General features: G+C 75.3%; 2 protein-coding genes. Both read left to right on the top strand.

All coding sequences use genetic code 11. The features are described 5' to 3' along the window. Positions 1–41 precede the first annotated feature (41 nt). Entirely contained in the window at positions 42–10,211 is a 10,170-nt protein-coding gene (locus tag C6376_RS24275; protein WP_107445371.1) for a type I polyketide synthase, read from the top strand. Positions 10,212–10,248: 37 nt separating this feature from the next. After that, positions 10,249–21,117: a type I polyketide synthase gene (locus C6376_RS24280; protein WP_107449151.1), complete on the top strand. Its 10,869-nt coding sequence runs from the start codon at positions 10,249–10,251 to the stop codon at positions 21,115–21,117. The last annotated feature ends 26 nt before the right edge of the window (positions 21,118–21,143 follow it).

Below are 21,143 nucleotides of genomic sequence, written 5' to 3' on the forward strand. Positions count from 1 at the left end.
CCCGACGCCCCGGCCCCGCCCGGTTCAAGGAAGTGACTCTCGTGGCTGACGACGACAAGTACGTGGAATACCTCAAGCGGGTCACGGGTGAACTCCGGCAGACCCGTCGCAGGCTGCGCGAGGTCGAGGACCGCAGCCGGGAGCCGATCGCCGTCGTCGCGATGAGCTGCCGCTTCCCCGGCGACATCCGTTCGCCCGAAGACCTGTGGCGGCTCGTCGACGAGGGCCGGGACGCCATCGGCCCGCTGCCGGAGGACCGGGGCTGGGACATCGCGGACCGCTACGATCCGGACCCCGACCGGCCCGGCACGTTCTCCACCCGCGAGGGCGGCTTCCTGCGCGACGCCGCCTCCTTCGACGCCGCCTTCTTCGGCATGAGCCCCCGCGAGGCCCTCGCCACCGACCCGCAGCAGCGGATCCTGCTGGAGGCGTCCTGGGAGCTGCTGGAGCGCGCCGGGATCCGGCCCCGGACCCTGCGCGGCAGCTCCACCGGCGTGTTCGTGGGCGCCGCGACCTCCGGTTACGGTCAGGGCCCGGTCGAGGTGCCCGAGGACGTGCACGGACTGATGCTCGCCGGGAACGCCACCTCGGTCGCCTCCGGCCGCATCTCCTACGTCCTGGGCCTGGAAGGGCCGGCCGTCACCGTCGACACCGCCTGCTCCTCCTCCCTGGTCGCCCTGCACTGGGCGGTGCAGGCCCTGCGGGCGGGCGAGTGCGACCTCGCCATGGCCGGCGGCGTCGCCGTGATGGCCACCCCGGGTTTGCTCTTCGAGTTCAGCAGGCAGCGCGGCCTCGCCGCCGACGGCCGCTGCAAGGCCTTCGCCGACGCCGCGGACGGCACCGGCTGGTCCGAGGGCGTGGGCCTGCTGCTGGTGGAACGCCTCTCCGACGCCCGCCGCAACGGACACCCGGTGCTGGCCGTCGTCCGCGGCTCCGCCGTGAACTCCGACGGCGCCTCCAACGGTCTGACCGCGCCCAACGGGCCCGCCCAGCAGCGCGTCATCGAGCAGGCCCTCGCCAACGCCGGGATCACCGCCGCGGACGTCGACGCCGTCGAGGCGCACGGCACGGGCACCACCCTCGGCGACCCCATCGAGGCCCAGGCCCTGCTCGCCACCTACGGCCGTGCCAAGGACGCCGAACGCCCGCTGCGCCTGGGTTCGTTGAAGTCGAACCTCGGCCACACCCAGGCGGCGGCCGGCGTCGCGGGCGTCATCAAGACGGTCATGGCCCTCCGGCACGGACGGCTGCCGCGCACCCTGCACGTGGACCGGCCGTCCACCCACGTCGACTGGGACGCCGGTCACGTCCGGCTGCTCACCGAGGCCACCGACTGGCCGCTCACCGAGGGACGTCCCCGCCGCGCCGCCGTCTCGTCCTTCGGTATCAGCGGCACCAACGCCCACGTCGTCCTGGAGGCCGCGCCCGAGGGGACCGAGAAGGCCGAGGGGAACGGGGGGAGCGAGGAGTCGGGTCGGGTCCCCGCGACCGCCGGGCGGCTGCCGCTGGCGCCCTGGCTGCTGTCCGCGCGCGGCGCCGAAACGCTGCGCGCCCAGGCCGCCCGCCTCCTCGAACACGCCGAAGCCCACCCCGCCGACGACCCGCACGTCACCGCCCGCGCCCTCGCCGGCACGCGGCAGGCCTTCGAACACCGGGCCGTCGTCCTCGCCGAGGACACGGCCGGCGCCCGCGACGCCCTGCGCGCCCTCGCCGCGGGGGAGGAGCATCCGGACGTCGTGACCGGCCGCACCCTGCGCGGCGCGACCGCGTTCCTGTTCTCCGGCCAGGGCGCCCAGCGGCCCGGGATGGGCCGCGAACTGTACGGCGCGTTCCCCGCCTTCGCCCGCGCCTTCGACGAGGTCTGCGCCCATCTCGACCCCGAACTGGGCCTGAGCCTCGGGGAAGCCGTCCTCGAAAGCGCCCCGGACGACGAGGCGCTGCGGGAGACCGGCCTCGCCCAGCCCGCCCTGTTCGCCGTCGAGGTCTCCCTCTACCGCCTGCTGGAGTCGTGGGGCGTCACGCCCAAGTACGTTCTCGGGCACTCGCTGGGCGAACTCTCCGCCGCGCACGTCGCCGGCGTGTGGTCGCTGCCCGATGCCTGCCGGCTCGTCGCCGCCCGCGGGCGGCTGATGCAGGCCCTGCCGCGAGGCGGTGCCATGGTCTCCGCCGAGGCAGCCGAGGACGAGGTGAGCGCACTGCTCGCCGCACACGGCGACGCCGTGTCGGTCGCCGCCGTCAACGGCCCGCGCGCCACCGTGATCTCCGGTGACGAGACCGCCGTCGAGGCCGTCGCATCCGAACTCGCGGCCCGCGGCCGCGCCACCCGCCGGCTGCGGGTCTCGCACGCCTTCCACTCGGCACGCATGGACGCCGTCCTGGACGACTTCCGGGCCGTCGCCGAAAGCGTCACCGCGCACCCTCCGCGCCTGACCGTCGTCTCCAACCTCACCGGACGGCCGGCCACGGCCGAGGAACTGGCGTCGGCCGACTACTGGGTGCGCCACCTGCGTCACGCCGTCCGCTTCGCCGACGGCGTCGACTGGCTCGCCGCCCACGGTGTCACCCGCTTCCTGGAGCTCGGCCCCGACGCCACCCTCACCGCGCTCGCCCGGACCGGCCTGCCCGACGACACCGCCGACCGCCTCTGCGTGCCCGTGCTGCGCAAGGACCGCTCCGAGTCGCGCACCCTGCTCGCCGCCGTCGCCGCCGCCCATGTCCACGGGGCCTCCGTCGAACCGGAGGCCCTGCTCGGCAGCGACCCGGCCGATCCGCGGGTCGACCTGCCCACCTACGCGTTCGCGGAGGACCACTACTGGCTGCGCCCCTCCCTCGGCTCCGGCGATGTCACCGGCGCCGGGCTCGTGGGCGCAGGCCACCCGCTGCTCGGGGCCGTCGTCCGCGTCGCCGACGACGACCGGGTCCTGCTCACCGGGCGGCTGTCCACCCGAGTCCAGCCCTGGCTCGCCGACCACACCGTGTCCGGCACGGTCCTGCTGCCGGGCGCCGCGTTCGTCGAACTCGTGCTGCGCGCCGGCGACGAGGTCGGCTGCGGTCTCCTGGACGACCTCACGCTCGAAGCCCCGCTGGCGCTCCCGGACACCACCGGTGTGCAGCTGCAGATAGCCGTCGGCGCCCCCGACGCAGACGGCCGCAGGCCGGTCACGGTGCACTCGCGGGCCGACGCCGACGACGACGGCCCCTGGACCCGGCACGCCACCGCCGTCCTCGCACCGGCGCCCGCCGCGCCCGAGGCCGAGCAGCCCGTCGCCTGGCCTCCCTCCGGCGCCCGCAGCGTCCCCCTGGACGGCTTCTACGACGCTCTCGCCGCCCGGGGCTACCAGTACGGCCCCGTCTTCCGGGGGCTGCGGGCCGCGTGGCGGTCCGGCGACACCTGGTACGCCGAGGTGACCCTCCCCGAGGACCAGCACCGTGACGCCGCCCGCTTCGGTCTGCACCCGGCGCTCCTCGACGCCGCCCTGCACGCCCAGCTCGCCGACGACGGCAGGGGCGACGACGGCGGGGGAGACAGCGGTGGCGGCGAACGGGGAGGCGTGGGCCTGCCGTTCGCGTTCAGCGGCGTCACACTGCACGCCGTCGGGGCCACGGGGCTCCGGGTCCGCCTGGACCGAGGCGCATCGGGCGCCGTGAGCCTGCACCTCGCCGACGGCACGGGACGCCCCGTCGCCACCGTCGACTCCCTTGTCAGCCGCCCGTTCTCGCAGGTCGCCCAGCACACCGCCCGGCCCGCGGACTGCGCCCTGTACGCGGTGCGCTGGAGCGACAGCGCTCTGCCCGAGGCCGCTGCGCCCGACGCCGCGATCGCCGACGGCCCGCGGCTCGCCGACGACGACCCGGCCGGCCTGGTCCCCGCCTGGCCGGCGCTCGGCGCCGACGACGCCCCCTCGGCCGTGGTCCTGCCGTGCGTCTCCGCTCCCGGTGAGACCCCCGCCGACATCACCGGCCGCGTCCTGACCCGCCTGCAGACACTGCTGACCGATCCGCGCACCGACGGCGCCCCCGTCGTGATCGTCACGCGCGGCGCCGTCGGCGCGGTCGACGGCGAGGACGTCACCGACCTGTCCGCCGCCGCCGTCTGGGGCCTGGTCCGCTCCGCGCAGACGGAGAACCCGGGCCGCGTCGTCCTCGCCGACATCGACGGCACCGACGCCTCCCGGGCCGCCCTCGCCGCCGCCGTCGGCACCGGGGCGACCCAGTTCGCCCTGCGCGAGGGCACGCTGCTCACCCCCGCGCTGACCCGGACGCCCGCCGTCGGCCGGGCGCCCGTGTGGGACGCGGACGGCACGGTCCTGGTCACCGGCGGCACCGGCGCGCTCGGCGCGCTGGTCGCCCGCCACCTGGTCACCACCCACGGAGTGCGCTCCCTGGTGCTGACGTCCCGAAGGGGCGCGAAAGCCCCCGGCGCCCGCGAACTGGCGGACGAACTCACCGCCCACGGCGCCGTCGTACGCGTCGAGGCGTGCGACGCCACCGACCGGGGAGCCCTCGCCGACCTCCTCGGCACGCTGCCCGGGGAGCGGCCACTGCGCGGCGTGGTGCACACCGCCGGAGTCCTCGACGACGGCGTACTCGGCTCGCTCACCCCCGACCGGCTCGCCGCCGTGCTGCGCGCCAAGGCGGACGCCGCGCTCACCCTGCACGAGGCGACCAGGGACGCCGACCTCACCGCCTTCGTCCTGTTCTCCTCGGCCGCCGGCCTGCTGGGCGGCGCCGGACAGGCCAACTACGCCGCCGCCAACACCGTCCTGGACGCCCTGGCCCACCACCGCCGTGCCACCGGCCTGCCCGGCACCTCGCTGGCCTGGTCGCTGTGGGACCACGACAGCGGTATGACCGGCGGGCTCGGCGAGGACGACCGGCGCCGCATCGCGGCCTCCGGACTGCCCGCCCTGGACCCGGAGCGGGCCCTGAGCCTGCTCGACGAGGCTCTCGCCACCGGCGAGCCGCTGCTCGCGCCGCTGCGCACCGATCCCGCCGCGCTGCGCTCGGCCGCCTCGGCCGGACGGCTGCCCGCCCTCCTGCACGGCCTCGTCCCGGCGGCCCGGGGCAGGCGGACCGCCCGCGCCGCGGACGCGGACTCCTCCGCACTGAGCCGCCTCCTGTCCGGCCTGTCCGCACCCGAACAGGAGCGCCATCTGCTCGAGTTGGTCCGCCGCCACGCCGCCGTGGCCCTCGGCCACGGCTCGGCCGGCGCCGTCGACGGCGAACAGTCCTTCAAGGACCTCGGCTTCGACTCCCTCAGCTCCGTCGACCTGCGCAACCGCCTCAACGCCGAGACCGGGCTGCGGCTGCCGGCCACGCTCGTCTTCGACCACCCCCGGCCCAGCGCGCTCGCCCGCCACCTCGCCCGTGAACTCGCGGGCACCGCAGTGCAGTCCGCCACCGGGAGGACCGCGGCCGAGGAGGACGACCCGGTCGTCGTCGTCGCCATGGCCTGCCAGTACCCCGGCGGGGTCACCTCCCCCGAGGACCTCTGGCGCTTCGTCTCCGAGGGCCAGGACGCCATCGGCGCCTTTCCCACCGACCGCGGCTGGGACCTGGACCGCCTGCCCGGCCTGGAGGCCGGATTCCTCCACGGCGCCACACACTTCGACGCCTCCCTCTTCGGCATCGCCCCTCGCGAGGCGCTCGCCATGGATCCCCAGCAGCGGCTGCTGCTGGAGACCTCCTGGGAGCTCTTAGAACGCGCCGGGATCGATCCGCTCTCCCTGCGCGGCACGGGCACCGGCGTCTACGTCGGGGCGATGGGCTCCGGCTACGCCTCCGGCCTGGCCGACATCCCCGAAGGCATGGAGGGCTACATCGGACTCGGCGTGTCCGCAAGCGTCATCTCCGGCCGAGTCGCCTACACCTTCGGCCTGGAGGGGCCGACGATGACGGTCGACACCGCCTGCTCGTCCGCACTGGTCGCCCTGCACCTCGCCGCCCACGCCCTGCGCCAGGGCGAGTGCTCGATGGCTCTGGCCGGCGGGGTGACGGTCATGGCCACCCCCGGCACCTACACCGAGTTCACGGCCCAGAACGGGCTGGCCGCCGACGGCCGCTGCAAGGCCTTCGCCGCCGCCGCCGACGGCACCAGCTTCTCCGAGGGCGTCGGCATGCTCCTGCTGGAACGCCTCTCCGACGCCCGCCGCGAAGGCCACCCCGTCCTCGCCGTGATCCGCGGTTCCGCCACCAACCAGGACGGCGCGTCCAACGGCCTGACCGCCCCCAACGGCCCCGCCCAGGAGCGCGTCATCCGGCAGGCGCTGGCCTCGGCCGGACTCGCGCCCTCCGACGTCGACGCCGTCGAGGCGCACGGCACCGGAACCACCCTCGGCGACCCCATCGAAGCCCAGGCGCTGTTCGCCGCCTACGGGGGCGAACGCGACGCGCAACCCCTGCTGCTGGGATCCGCGAAGTCCAACTTCGGTCACACCCAGGCCGCCGCGGGCGCCGCGGGCGTCATCAAGATGGTCATGGCCATGCGCCACGGCGAACTGCCGCGCACGCTGCACGTCGACGAGCCCTCCCCGCACATCGACTGGACCAGCGGCGCCGTCGAACTGCTCACCGAGGCCCGCCCCTGGCCGGCCCGCCGCGACCGGCCGCGCCGCGCGGGCGTGTCCTCCTTCGGGATCAGCGGCAGCAACGCCCACGTCATCCTGGAGGAGCCGCCCGCCGCCGAGCCCGCCGCCGAACGGACGGCGCCCGCCGAGACACCCCGGGTGCACCCCGTCTCCGGGCACACCCCGGACGCGCTGCGCGCCCAGGCCGGCCGGCTGCGCGCCCACCTGCTGCGCCACGACGACGACCTCCGCGACCTCGCCCGCACCCTCGCCGTGGCCCGTCACCCGCACGCCCACCGGGCCGCCGTCGTCGCGGCGGACCGTGCGGAACTCCTGGCCGGGCTCGCCGCAGTCGCCGCCGGCGAGCCGGACGCCCGCACCGTCACCGGCACCGCCGGGGGCGCACGGCTCGCCGTCCTGTTCAGCGGACAGGGCGCCCAGCGCCCCGGCATGGGCCGCGACCTGTACGACGCCCACCCGGTCTACGCGCGCGCCTTCGACGAGGTGTGCGCCGGACTCGACCCCCACCTCGACGGACCGCCGCTGCGCGACGTCGTCTTCGCCGCCCCGGACAGCGCCGAGGCCGCCCTGCTGGACCGCACCGCCTACACACAGGCCGCCCTCTTCGCGTACGGCACCGCGGCCCACGCCCTCGTCCGGTCCTGGGGTGTGCTGCCCGACGTGCTGGCCGGGCACTCCGTCGGCGAACTGACCGCCGCCCACGTCGGCGGAGTCCTCGACCTGACCGACGCCTGCGCCCTGGTCGCGGCCCGGGGCCGGCTCATGCAGAGCCTGCCCGAGGGCGGCGCCATGGCCGCACTGGAGGCGACCGAGGACGAGGTCCGGCCCCTGCTGGAGGACCGGGCCGACCGTGTCGCCGTGGCCGCGGTCAACGGACCGGTCTCGGTGGTCGTCTCCGGCCAGGAAGACGCCGTGGAGGCGATCACCGCCGTGTTCGCGGCCCGCGGCCGCAAGACCCGGCGTCTGAGGGTCAGCCACGCCTTCCACTCGCCGCTGATGGACCCCATGCTCGACGAGTTCCGCGCCGTCGCCTCCCGGGTCCGCTTCCACCCGCCGACCGTCCCCATCGTGTCCAACGTGACCGGCGACCTCGCGGCCGCCGACGCCCTGACCACCCCCGACTACTGGGTGGCCCACGTCCGGCGGGCCGTCCGCTTCGGCGACACCGTCCGCACCCTGGAGGCGAACGGCGTCACCCTCACGCTCGAACTCGGCCCCGACCCCACCCTCACCACCCTGGTCCAGGACGGCCTCAGCGCCTCCGGGGCGGTGACCGCCGTACCCCTGGTGCGCCGCGACCTGCCCGAGGGCCGCTCCGCGCTGCTCGCCGCCGCCACGCTGCACGTGCACGGGCTCGGCGACGTGCCGGCGCCGCCGGTCGACGACGAGGCCCGGCCCGTGCCCCTGCCCACGTACGCCTTCCAGCGCGAGCGCTTCTGGCTGGAGGCCTCCGCGCCGAACCCCGCCGCGTCCGACCAGGACGCCGCCTTCTGGAGACTCGTCGAGGCGGCGGACCCCTCTGCCCTCGCCGAGCGCCTCGCCGTCGACACCGACGCCCCGCTCAGCGCGGTGCTGCCCGCCCTCGCCGCCTGGCGCGGCGAGGACCGCAGGCAGACGGAGATCCAGGGCTGGGAGCACCGTGTCGTGTGGCGGCCCACCACGGAGAACGTGGCCACACCCGCCGGTACCTGGGTCCTCGCCGTTCCCGACCGGCTCGACGGCCGCGCCTGGACGACCTCCGTCGCGGACGCGCTCACCGCGCACGGGGCCCGGGTCCGCGTCCTGCCCGTCGACTGCGCCACCGCGGACCGCACGGTCCTGGCCACCGCCCTCGGCTCCCTGCGGCAGGACGGCGACGGGCCCTGGACGGGCGTGCTGTCGCTGCTCGCCGCCGACATCGCCGCGCTGCCCGGACTCGACTCCGTCCCGGCCGGCCTCGCCGCGACCGCCGCCCTCGTCCAGGCCCTCTCGGACGGGGCCGCGGGCACCGACGCCGTGCGCCTGTGGGCGCTCACCGCGGGCGCCGTCGGCGTGCTCGGGACGGAGGCACCGGTCGTCCCCGAACAGGCCGCCGTGTGGGGACTGGGACGCACCGCAGCCCTCGAACACCCGCAGCTGTGGGGTGGTCTGGTGGACCTGCCCGCCGGCACCGACACCGCCGTCGCGAGCGACGTGGCGCGCCGGCTGGCCGCGACGCTGGCCGACCGCACAGGCGAGGACCAGGTCGCCGTACGGCCCGTCGGCACGTTCGTGCGCCGCCTCGAACGCGCCCCGGCCGGCGCGCCCCGGGCATCCGCGCCCGACTGGTCCGGCACCGTCCTGCTCACCGGGGCCACCGGGGCGCTCGGTCTGCGCACGGCCACCTGGCTCGCCGCGCAGGGCGCCGCCCGCATCGTGGCCGTCAGCCGTTCCGGCGCGGGTTCCGAGGGAGCCGCCCGCCTCAAGGACGCGCTGGCCGACTCCGGCACCGAGCTGATCCTGGCCGCCTGCGACACCGCCGACCGCGACGCGCTCGCCGCGCTGCTCGCCGAGCACCCCGTCGACGCCGTCGTGCACACCGCGGGCGTGCTCGACGACCGGCTGCTCGACGGCATGGACGCCGCATCCCTGGACCGCGTCCTGCGGCCCAAGCTGGCGGCCGCCCGCCATCTCGACGAACTGACCCGTGGGCGCGAACTCACCGCGTTCGTCCTGTACTCGTCGATCTCCGGCACCCTCGGCACCATCGGCCAGGCCAACTACGCGGCGGCCAACGCCTGTCTGGACGCCCTGGCCGAACGGCGCAGAGCCGACGGAAAGCCCGCCACCTCCGTGGCGTGGGGGCCGTGGGCGGGCGGCGGCATGGCCACCGCCGACGCCGACAGCGAACACCGCATGCGGCGCGGCGGCATCGACCCGCTCGACCCCGAGCGGGCCGTCGACGCCCTCGGCCGGGCGGTCGCCCGCACCGACGCCGTCCTCGCCGTCGCCGACGTCGACTGGGCACGCTTCGCCCCCGGCTTCACCACCTCCCGGCCCAGCCCGCTGCTCACCGGCCTCCCCGAGGTCCGCGACCTGCACGCCCGCCGCCCGCAGAGCGCCACGGGCGCCCCGCAGGCCCTGCGCGAACGGCTCACCGGACAGTCCGCGGCCGAACGCGAACGCACCCTGACCGGCCTGGTGCGGACCGAGGCCGCCGCCGTCCTCGGCCACACCGGCACCGACCGGGTCGGCGCCACGACGGCGTTCAACGCCCTCGGCTTCGACTCGCTGATGGCGGTCGAACTGCGCAACCGGATCGGCGCCGCCACCGGACTCGCCCTGCCCGCCACCCTGCTGTTCGACCAGCCGAGCGCCACCGCGCTCGCCGGGTACCTGCGCGGCCGGCTCTCGGACGGCGCCGAGGGCGCCGAGACCGTCCTCGCCGGGCTCGACTCCCTGGAAGCGGCCCTGACCGCACTGGCGAAGGACGACGTCCGGCGCGATCGCATCGGCGCCCGCCTGCAGTCGCTGCTCGCCGGCTTCGGCGGTCACACCGCCGCCGCCGACGCGGCCGGCGGCGGCGACGACGTCAGCGACCGGATCCAGTCCGCCGGCGCGGACGAGATCTTCGACTTCATCGAGAACGACCTCGGCATCTCCTGACGGCGCGGCCAAGGGACCTGAGAACGGGTGACAAGACATGAGCGATGAGGAAAAACTCCTCGGCTACCTGAAGAAGGTCACGGCCGACCTCCACCAGACGCGACAGCGTCTGGCCGCGGCCGAGGCACACCGCAACGACCCCGTCGCGATCGTCGCGATGGGCTGCCGATTCCCGGGTGGGGTCAGCGACCCCGACGATCTGTGGCGGCTGCTCGACGACGGTGGCGACGCCATGTCCGAGTGGCCCCGCGACCGGGGCTGGGACATCGACTCCCTGTACGACCCGACGCCCGGCACCCCCGGCCGCAGCTACACCCGCACCGGCGGATTCATCGACCGTGTCGGCGACTTCGACGCCGGCTTCTTCGGCATCTCGCCGCGCGAGGCCGTCGGCACCGACCCGCAGCAGCGGATCCTGCTCGAGATCAGCTGGGAGGCGCTCGAACGCGCCGGGATCGACCCGATCGCCCTGCGCGGCAGCCGCACCGGTGTGTTCTCCGGCACCAACCTGCAGGACTACACCACCCTGCTCAGTCTGTCGGACAACGCCGGCGACGACGGGGTGGGCAACGCGCCCAGCGTGCTGTCCGGCCGGATCTCCTACACCCTCGGCCTCGAAGGCCCCGCCGTCTCCGTCGACACCGCCTGCTCCTCCTCGCTGGTCACCCTCCACCTGGCCGCGCAGGCCCTGCGCGCGGGAGAGTGCGACCTCGCCCTCGCCGGCGGCGTCACCGTCATGTCGACGCCCACGATCTTCCTCGAGTTCAGCCGCCAGCGCGGCCTGTCGCCGAACGGCCGCTGCCGCGCCTTCGCGGACACCGCCGACGGCACCGCTTGGGGCGAGGGCGCGGGAGTCCTCGTCCTCGAACGGCTCTCCGACGCCCGCCGCCACGGACATCCCGTCCTCGCCGTCCTGCGCGGCTCCGCCGTCAACCAGGACGGCGCGTCCAACGGCCTGACCGCTCCCAACGGCCCCTCCCAGGAACGCGTCATCTGGCAGGCGCTCAACAACGCGAAGCTGGCACCCGCCGACGTGGACGCCGTGGAGGCGCACGGCACCGGAACCACCCTCGGCGACCCCATCGAGGCGCAGGCCCTGCTCGCCACCTACGGACAGGACCGGCCCGCGAACCGCCCGCTGCTGCTCGGCTCGGTGAAGTCGAACATCGGCCACACCCAGGCCGCGGCAGGTGTCGCCGGCGTCATCAAGACGGTCCTCGCGCTGCGTGCGGGCCGACTGCCGGCGACCCTCCACGTCGACCGGCCCAGCCGACACGTCGACTGGACCGCCGGAAACGTCGAACTGCTCACCGAAGCCCGCGGCTGGCCCGCCGTCGGCGACCGCCCGCGCCGCGCGGGCGTGTCCTCCTTCGGCGTCAGCGGCACCAACGCCCACGTCATCCTGGAACAGGCCCCGCCCACCGAGCAGGACGACACCGGACGCGCGGGCGACACGTCCCGCCCGCGCGCCTTCACCCTGTCCGGCCGCACCGCACCCGCCCTGCGCGACCAGGCCCGTCGGCTCGCCGCCCGGCTGCGCGCCGACCCGGACGGCGCACCGCGCCTCGCCGACCTCGCCTGGTCCCTCGCGACCACCCGGTCCGCGCTCGAACACCGTGCCGTCGTCGTCGCCCCCGGCCCCGACGTCCTCCTGCGCGGCCTGACCGCCCTGGCCGACGGAGCGCCCGACCCCGCCATGGTGCGCGGCGTCGCCGACACCGAGGGCGACCCGGTCTTCCTCTTCCCCGGCCAGGGGCCGCAGTGGGCGGGCATGGCCACCGAACTCCACGACACCGACGCCCGGTTCCGCGCCTCCTTCGACGAAGCCGCAGCCGCCGTGGAGCAGTTCACCGACTTCCGCGTCCTGGACGTCCTGCGCGGTACCCCCGGCGCCCCGCCCCCGGAGCGCCTCGACGTCGTCCAGCCCACCCTCTTCGTCGTCTGCGTCGCCCTCGCCCGACTGTGGATGGCGTGCGGGGTCCGCCCCGCCGCCGTCGCCGGACAGAGCCAGGGCGAGATCGCCGCCGCGCACATCGCGGGTGTCCTCACCCTCCAGGACGCGGCCCGGGTCGTCGTCGCCCGCTCCCGGGAGCTCACCGCCATCACCGGCCGCGGCGGCATGGTCGCCGTACCGCTGGCGCTCGCCGAGGTCGAACGTCTCATCGCCCCCTACGACGGCCGCATCTCCGTCGGCTCCGTCACCGGCCCGCGGTCCGTCACCGTGTCCGGGGACGCCGAACCGCTGGCCGAACTGCTGGCCCGCCTCACCCGAGACGGAATCCGCGCACGCCGCGTCCCGGTGGACTACGCCTCGCACAGCGCGCAGGTGGAGGAGGTCCGCGAGGCCCTGCTCGCCGGATTCGCACCGGTGCGCCCGCGCCCCGCCGAGATCCCGTTCCACTCCACCGTCACCGGAAACCGGGTCGAGGACACCACCACGCTCGACGCCGCCTACTGGTACGACAACATCCGCCGCACCGTCCGCTTCGAGAGCACGGTGCGCGCGCTCGCCGACGCCGGGCATCGCGTCTTCGTCGAGATGAGCCCGCACCCCGTGGTCACCACGGCGGTCGGCGACATCCTCGACGACCTCGGCATCACCGACGGCGCCGTCCTCGGTACCCTGCGCCGCGACGAGGGCGGGACCGAACGCTTCCTGACGTCCGTGGCCGGTCTCGCCGTCCGCGGCGGATCCGTCGACTGGAACGCCGTCCACGACGAGCCCGCGGGCCGCGTCGACCTGCCCGTCTACGCCTTCCAACGCCGCCGCTACTGGCCGGGGTTCACCGCTGCCGCGACCCCCGCGACCGACGCCGCCCGGGACGCCCCGTTCTGGCAGGCCGTCGACTCCGGTGACCTCGGCACCCTCGCCGAAGCGCTCGGCCTCGACGAACAGGCCACGGCCGCACTGCTCCCCGCCCTGGCCGACTACCGACGACGCGGCAACGACCGTGAGACCGCCGACCGCTGGCGCTACCGCATCAGCTGGCGCCCGCTGCAGGACACGCCGACGCCGGCCCTCACCGGCCGCTGGACCCTTGTCGTGCCCCGCGGCCACGAGAACGGTCCCGAGGCCACCCGCGTCCGGGCCGCGCTGACCCGCGCCGGCGCAGACTGCGTTCCCGTCGTGGTCGAAGAGCACGCCGACCGCGCGGCGCTCGCCGCCGTGCTGGGCGAGGCGACGGCCGACGCACGCGGTGTGCTGTCCCTGCTCGCGCTCGACGGCGGCGCGCATCCTCGGCACCCGCTGCTGCACGGTGGTTTCGCCGCCACCGTCGCCCTGGTGCAGGCCATGGACGACCTCAACGTCCGGCTGCCGGTGTGGTTCCTCACCCGCGGCGCCGTAGCCACCCGTTCCGGCGAGGCGCCCGCCTCACCGGCCCAGGCCCTCGTCTGGGGGTTCGGACGGGTCGTCGCCCTGGAACAGGCCGACTGCTGGGGCGGCCTGATCGACCTGCCCGCTCAGCTCGACGCGCGCACCGCCGACCGGGTCGTCGCCGTCCTCGCCGGAACCGACCACGAGGACCAGGTCGCCGTACGCGTCACCGGCACGCTCGGCCGCCGGCTGGAGCGCGCCGCCGTGGGCGGGCTCGCCGCCCGACGCCGGTGGCGACCGGAGGGCACGGTCCTCGTGACCGGCGGCACCGGCGCCCTCGGCCGTCATGTGGCCCGCTGGCTCGCCCAAGAGGGAGCGGCGCACCTCCTGCTCGTCAGCCGCTCCGGCCCCGACGCGGAATGCGCCGCGGGGCTGCTCGCCGAACTGACCGCCCTCGGTGCCCGCGCGGACCTCGTCGCCTGCGACATCGCCGACCCCGCGGACCTCGAAGACCTGCTGGCCTCCGTCCCCGAGGAGCGCCCCCTCACCGCCGTCTTCCACACCGCTGCCGTTCTCGACGACGGGGTCATCGGCTCGCTCACGCCCGAGCGCCTCGCCGAGGTCCTGCGGGTCAAGGTGGGCGGCGCGCTCAACCTCGACGCCGCCACCGCCGGCCTCGACCTCTCCGCCTTCGTGCTGTTCTCCTCCTCCTCGGGTGTCTTCGGCAGCCCCGGACACGGCAACTACGCCCCCGGCAACGCCTTCCTGGACGCCCTCGCCGAGGACCGCCGCTCGCGCGGTCTGCCCGCCACGGCGATCGCATGGAGCGGCTGGGCCGAGGGAGGCATGGCCTCCGGCACGGTCGGCGAGCGACTCCAGCGTCACGGCGTCCGTCTCATGGATCCCGCCGTCGCGGTCACGGCCCTGCAACACGCCCTGGACCAGGACGACACGTCGCTCGTGGTCACCGACATCGACTGGGAGGTCTTCGGGACGGAGCTCGGCAAGGGCCGCCCCCGCCGTCTCTACGCCGAGCTCCCGGATCTGGAGCGGATGCGTGCCCAGCGCGCCGCTGCCCCGGCCGTCTCCGGCGGCGACGACAACGACATGATGGCCACGATCGCCGCCCTCGGGGACGCCGACCGCCGTCATGCCCTGCTCGAGCTGGTGCGCGCTCACATCGCCTACGTCCTCAACCATCCGAGCCCCGACGACGTCGAACCGGCCCGCGCCTTCCGGGAGCTCGGCTTCGACTCCCTCACCTCCGTCGAGTTGCGCAACACCCTGGGCGAGGCGACGGGTATGCGACTGCCCGCGACCCTCGTCTACGACTACCCCACGCCCGCGGCCCTGGCCGAGCACCTCGGCGAGCAGCTCGCCCCGACCGGCGCCTCCGCGTCCGGCGCCTCCGCGTCCGGCGCCGCCGTCGCGCCCCCTGAGACGGCCGAGGACCCGGTCGTCATCGTCGGCATGGCCTGCCGTTTCCCCGGCGGGGCGGACACCCCGGAGCGGTTCTGGCAGCTGCTGGCCGACGGGACCGACGTGATGGGCCCGTTCCCGGAGGACCGGGACTGGGACGTGGCCGGGCTCTACCATCCCGAGCCCGGTACGGCGGGCCGTACCGCCACACTCACCGGTGGATTCCTGGACGGCTTCGCCGACTTCGATCCCGGCCTCTTCGCCATCTCGCCCCGCGAGGCTCTGGCCATGGACCCGCAGCAGCGGCTGCTGCTCGAGACCGCCTGGGAGACGTTCGAGCGGGCGGGGATCGATCCGCGGTCGCTGCGCGGCAGCCGCACCGGCGTGTTCGCCGGCACCAACTACCAGGACTACACCTCACGTCCGATCGCGCCGGGCGACGACGTCGGCGCCCATCTGGGCACGGGCAACTCCGCGAGTGTCCTGTCGGGCCGCGTGTCGTACACCTTCGGGCTGGAGGGCCCGGCGGTCACCGTCGACACCGCCTGCTCGTCGTCGCTGGTCGCCCTACACCTGGCGGCGCAGGCGCTGCGTGCGGGGGAGTGCGACCTGGCGCTGGCCGGCGGCGTCACCGTGATGTCGACACCCGCTCTGTTCGTGGACTTCAGTCGTCAGCAGGGGTTGGCGGTGGACGGTCGGTGCAAGGCGTTCGCGGAGGCGGCGGACGGGACGGGGTTCTCGGAGGGTGGTGGTCTGTTGTTGGTGGAGCGGTTGTCGGATGCGCGGCGGTTGGGGCATCCGGTGTTGGCGGTGGTGCGGGGTTCGGCGGTGAATCAGGACGGTGCGTCGAACGGGTTGAGTGCGCCGAACGGTCCGTCGCAGCAGCGGGTGATCCGTGCGGCGTTGGCGGATGCGGGTGTGTCGGCGGTGGATGTGGATGTGGTGGAGGCGCACGGTACGGGGACGCGGTTGGGTGATCCGATCGAGGCGCAGGCGTTGTTGGCGACCTATGGCCGGGGGCGGGACGGGGGTCGTCCGTTGTGGTTGGGGTCGGTGAAGTCGAACGTCGGTCATACGCAGGCGGGTGCCGGTGTGGCGGGTGTGATGAAGATGGTGCTGGCGATGGGGGCGGGTGTGGTGCCGGCGACGTTGCATGTGGATGAGCCGTCGTCGCATGTGGACTGGTCGGCGGGTGCGGTGGAGTTGGTGACGGGGGCGCGGGTGTGGGAGGAGGAGGCCGGGCATCCGCGGCGTGCGGGTGTGTCGTCGTTCGGTATCAGCGGTACCAACGCGCACGTCATCCTGGAAGGCGTCACCGAAGGACCGCACGACACGTCCGACGTCGACGACACGGGTGCTGGCCCGTCGGCGTCGCGGGTGCCTTCGCCGGTGCCCTGGGTCGTCACCGGTCGCAGCCGCGACGCCCTGCGCGAGCAGGCCGTCCGGCTGTTCGACCACGTGACCGCCCACCCCGAAGTCGCCGTCGCCGACACCGCGTTGGCGCTGGCGACCACCCGGACGCCGTTCACCCACCGGGCCGTCCTCGTCGCCGACGATCACGACGGCCTCACGGCCCGGTTGCGGGCCCTGGCCGAGGGGACGCCGCTGCCCGGCACGGTCACCGGCGCCGCACGCGCGGGCGGCCGCACGGCGTTCCTGTTCACCGGCCAGGGTGCGCAGCGGCCCGGTATGGGCCGCGAACTGCACGCCGCCCACCCGGTGTTCGCGCAGACCTTCGACGCCGTGTGCGAACGCGTTCCCGGACTGCGGGAGGTGGTCCTGGGAGACGACGCCGAACTCCTGAACCGCACCGAACACGCACAGCCCGCCCTGTTCGCCTTCGAAGTGGCGCTGTACCGCCTGCTGGAGTCGTGGGGCGTCCGCCCGGACCACGTCGCCGGACACTCCGTCGGCGAGATCGCCGCGGCCCATGTCGCCGGCGTGTTCTCCCTCGACGACGCCTGCGCCCTGGTCGCCGCCCGCGGCCGCCTCATGCAGGCGCTGCCGCCCGGCGGCGCGATGGCGTCGATCCGGGCCACCGAGCGGGAGGTACTGCCGCTGCTGTCCGGACACGAACACGAAGTCGGCATCGCCGCCCTCAACGGGCCCTCCTCGACCGTCGTCTCCGGCACGGAGGAGGCCGTCGCCCGGATCTGCGAGCACTTCTCGGCGGCCGGCCGGCGCACGGCCCGGCTCCGGGTCAGCCACGCCTTCCACTCCCCGCTCATGGACCCGGCGCTCGACGACTTCCGGGCCGTCGCCGCCGGCCTCTCCTACGAAGAGCCCGTCCTGTCCGTCGTCTCCGCACGGACCGGTGAACCGGCCACCGCCGGTCTGCTCACCGACCCCGAGCACTGGGTGCGGCACCTGCGTGAGCCGGTCCGGTTCCACGACTGCGTCACCCGGCTGCACGGCCTCGGTGTCCGCCGCTTCCTGGAGGTCGGCCCGGACGGTTCGCTCACCACGCTCGCCGAGGCGGCTCTCCCCGAGGCGGAGCCCGACACGGCCGAAACGGTGTTCGCGGCAGCCGTACTGCGGGGCGAGCCCGAGACCGGCTGTCTGCTCCGCGCCGTCGGCGCACTGTTCGCGCACGGCGCCGAACCCGACTGGGCGGCGCTTCTTCCCCGTGCCCGCGCCGTGCCGTTGCCCACCTACGCCTTCCAGCGGCAGCGGTTCTGGCTGCCGACGGTGGCCTCGGCCGGCGATCCCGGCGCCGCCGGGCTGCACTCGGCGGACCACCCGTTCCTCGCGGCCGAGGTCGCCCGCGCGGGCTCGGACGACCTGCTGTTCACCGGGCGGCTGTCGCTGCGCAGCCACCCCTGGCTCGCCGACCACACCGTCCTCGGGCAGGTCATCCTGCCCGCCACCGGCTACCTCGACCTCGCCCTGCACGTGGGCGACCGCACCGACCGCGCTCACCTCGGCGAACTCACCCTGCTCACCCCGCTCGTCGTGCCCGCCGAGGGCGCCGCCCACCTCCAGGTCACCGTGGACGCCGCCGACGACCGGGGCCACCGGGCCTTCGCCGTGTGGTCGCGGCCCTCGGCCGACGACGGGGAATGGCAGCGGCACGCCCAGGGCGTCCTCGCGCCGCGGCCGCCGTCCGTCCCGGCCGACGACCTGGCCGCCTGGCCCCCGCCGGGAGCCTCCCTCGTCTCCGACGAGGACCCCTACCCGGCCTTCGCCGCCGCCGGCTTCGCCTACGGCCCGAGTTTTCGCGGCCTGGGCCGCGTGTGGGAACGCGGCGAGGAGGTGTACGCCGAGGTCGCGTTGCCGGAACCGTACCGGCAGGACGCGGCACGGCACGCCCTGCATCCGGCGCTGCTCGACGCTGCCGTCCAGGCGCTGCTGGTCAGGCGTCCCGGGCTGCGCGGCGACGAGGATCCCACGGCGCCGATGCTGCCGTTCGCGTGGACCGGACTGACCCTGCACGCCGACCGCGCGACCGCACTGAGGGTGCGCCTGACACCGGCCGGCCACGACCACGGCTACCGGGTTCTGGTCACCGACACCGCCGGCCGGGCTGTCGCCACCGCCGACGCGATCACTCTGCGGGAGGTGGCCGCCGCCCCGGCCGCCGGGACGGGCCGGCCCGAACTGCTGCGCCTGGACTGGCAGGAAACGCTTCCCGCCCCCGAGTCGCCCGCTCCGCGCACGGCGCGCTGGATCGTCCTCGGCGGAGGCGACGACCGGGTGGTCGCCGCTCTCGACGCGACCGGGGTCCACGTGGAGACCTACGCCGATCTGGAGTCGCTCGCCAAAGCCCTCGACACCGGGATGACGATGCCCGAGGTGGTCGTCGTCGCACCGGAGCCGTGTCGCGTCGGCCGTCACGGCATGCCCGAGGCGCTCCGCGGCCGCCTGTCCCGCACCCAGGAGGTGATGAGCGGCTGGCTCGCCGACGAGCGGTACGCCGATGCCCGGCTCGTGTTCGTCACCCGCCGCGCGGTCGTGGCGGGCCCGGACGACGCGTCCGCGGACGCGGTCCTGCCGGACGTGACCGCTGCCGCCCTGTGGGGACTGGTCCGTGCCGGACAGACCGAACACCCCGGCCGTTTCCAGCTGGTGGACCTGCCCGGCGGGGCCGAGGGAGGCGACGAGGCCGCACTGCTCGCAGCGATCGCCTCCGGCGGCCCGCACAGCGCGGTCCGCGACGGACGGGTCCTGCACCCCGATGCCGTGCCCGCCACTCCCGGCCCCGCGCCCGACCTCGCCGCGGGCACGGTCCTGGTCACCGGCGCAACCGGCACCCTCGGCCGGGCCGTCGCCCGTCACCTCGTCACCCGGCACGGCGTGCGTTCGCTGCTGCTCGCCGGACGGCGCGGCCCCGCCGCGGACGGTGCGGAGGCCCTGGTCGCCGAGCTGGCGGAACTGGGTGTCCGAGTACGTCTGGAGGCCTGCGACGTCGCCGAACGAGCCGATGTGGAGCGGCTGTTGACCCAACTGCCCGCCGACGCCCCGCTGACCGGGGTGATCCACGCGGCCGGAGTCACCGACGACGCCGTCCTCACCGCACTCGACGGGGCGCGCTTCGACACCGTGCTGCGCCCGAAGGCGGACGGAGCCTGGAACCTGCACCACGCCACGGCCGACCACGACCCGCCCGCGTTCGTGCTGTTCTCCTCGGCGGCGGGCACCTTCGGCGCTCCCGGCCAGGCCAACTACGCGGCGGCGAACGCCTTCCTCGACGGCCTCGCCGCCCTCCGACGCTCCCTCGGCCGACCCGCGGCGTCCGTCGCCTGGGGCCTGTGGAGCGACGACAGCGGCATGACCGCCGGTCTGTCCCGAACCGACCGGGGCCGACTGAACCGCGGTGGCCTGCGCCCCCTGACCACCGGGGACGCCCTCGCTCTTCTCGACGACGCCCTCTCCACGGCCGACCCCGCGGTGATCGCCGTCGCCACCGGTTCGGGCCGGGCCAAAGTCCGCTCGATGCTGCGGCCGGTCACCGCGGCGGCGCGGCGCAGGATCGCGTCCGGCGCGACGGAGCCTGTCGGACCGTCGCTCCTGGCCGGACGCTCCGCCGAAGAGGGCCGCGCTCTGCTGGTCGGTCTGGTGCGCGACCTCGCCGCCACCGTGCTGGGGCACGCGAGCGCGGACGGGGTGGAGCCCGACCGGCTCTTCACCGAGCAGGGCTTCGACTCCCTCACGGTGGTCGAACTCCGCAACCACCTCGCCACCGCCACCGGCCTGAAACTCGCGCCGACCCTTCTGTTCGACCATGCCACGCCCGAGGCACTCGCCGCCCATCTGCACGGCCGGCTCGGCGAGCGGGCCGCCCCGGAGACCGGCCGGGAACAGACGGCTGTGAGCGCGCCGGGCATCCGCCCCGAGGACACCCTCGGCGGCCTGTTCAAGCGGGCCTGTCTCGACGACCGTGTCGACGACGGCTTCACCCTGCTCCAGGCGGCGGCGGAACTGCGCCCCACCTTCACCTCGCCGGACGAACTCCCCGGCCCGCCCGCGGCGATCCGGCTCTCGGCCGGTGGTGCCGCGGCACCGCTGGTCTGCTTCAGCTCCTACGTCGCCCTCGCCGGAGTCCACCAGTACGCCCGGTTCGCCTCGCCGTTCCGCGGCCGGCGCGACGTCTGGGCGCTGCCCACCCAGGGCTTCGGTACGGGTGAGGCGCTGCCGGCGACCTTCGACGCGGTGGCCGACCTGCACGCCGACGCCGTACGGCGGATCGCCGGAGACGTTGCCCCGGTCCTGCTCGGCTCGTCGTCCGGCGGGATCCTCGCGCTCTCCGCCGCCCGGCGGATGCAGGAGCGCGGCGCCCCGCCGGCGGCCGTCGTCCTGCTGGACACCTACATGCCACGGGCCGACTCCCCGTTCCTGCGCTTCTCCCGGCAGATGCTCAGCGGGATGTTCGAACGGGAGTCGATGTTCGCGCACATGGACTCCGCCCGGCTCACCGCGATGAGCTGGTACGTCGCCATGATCGGGGAATGGGAGCCGGGCCCCCTGGAGTGCCCCGTGCTGCTGGTGCGTTCCAGCGAGCCCCCGGTGCCCGCGGAGCCCGGTGAGGAGATGCGGCCCGAGGAATGGCAGACGTCCTGGCACCGGGCCCACACGGTTCTCGACGTCCCCGGCAACCACTTCACGATGATGGAGGACCACGCCCGCTCCACCGCCGGGGTCACCGACGGCTGGCTCGCCGCCCGAGGCACCTGACCGGGCCGGCCACCGCAGCAGGGCCC

This window comes from Streptomyces sp. P3, assembly GCF_003032475.1.
Classification (GTDB): domain Bacteria; phylum Actinomycetota; class Actinomycetes; order Streptomycetales; family Streptomycetaceae; genus Streptomyces.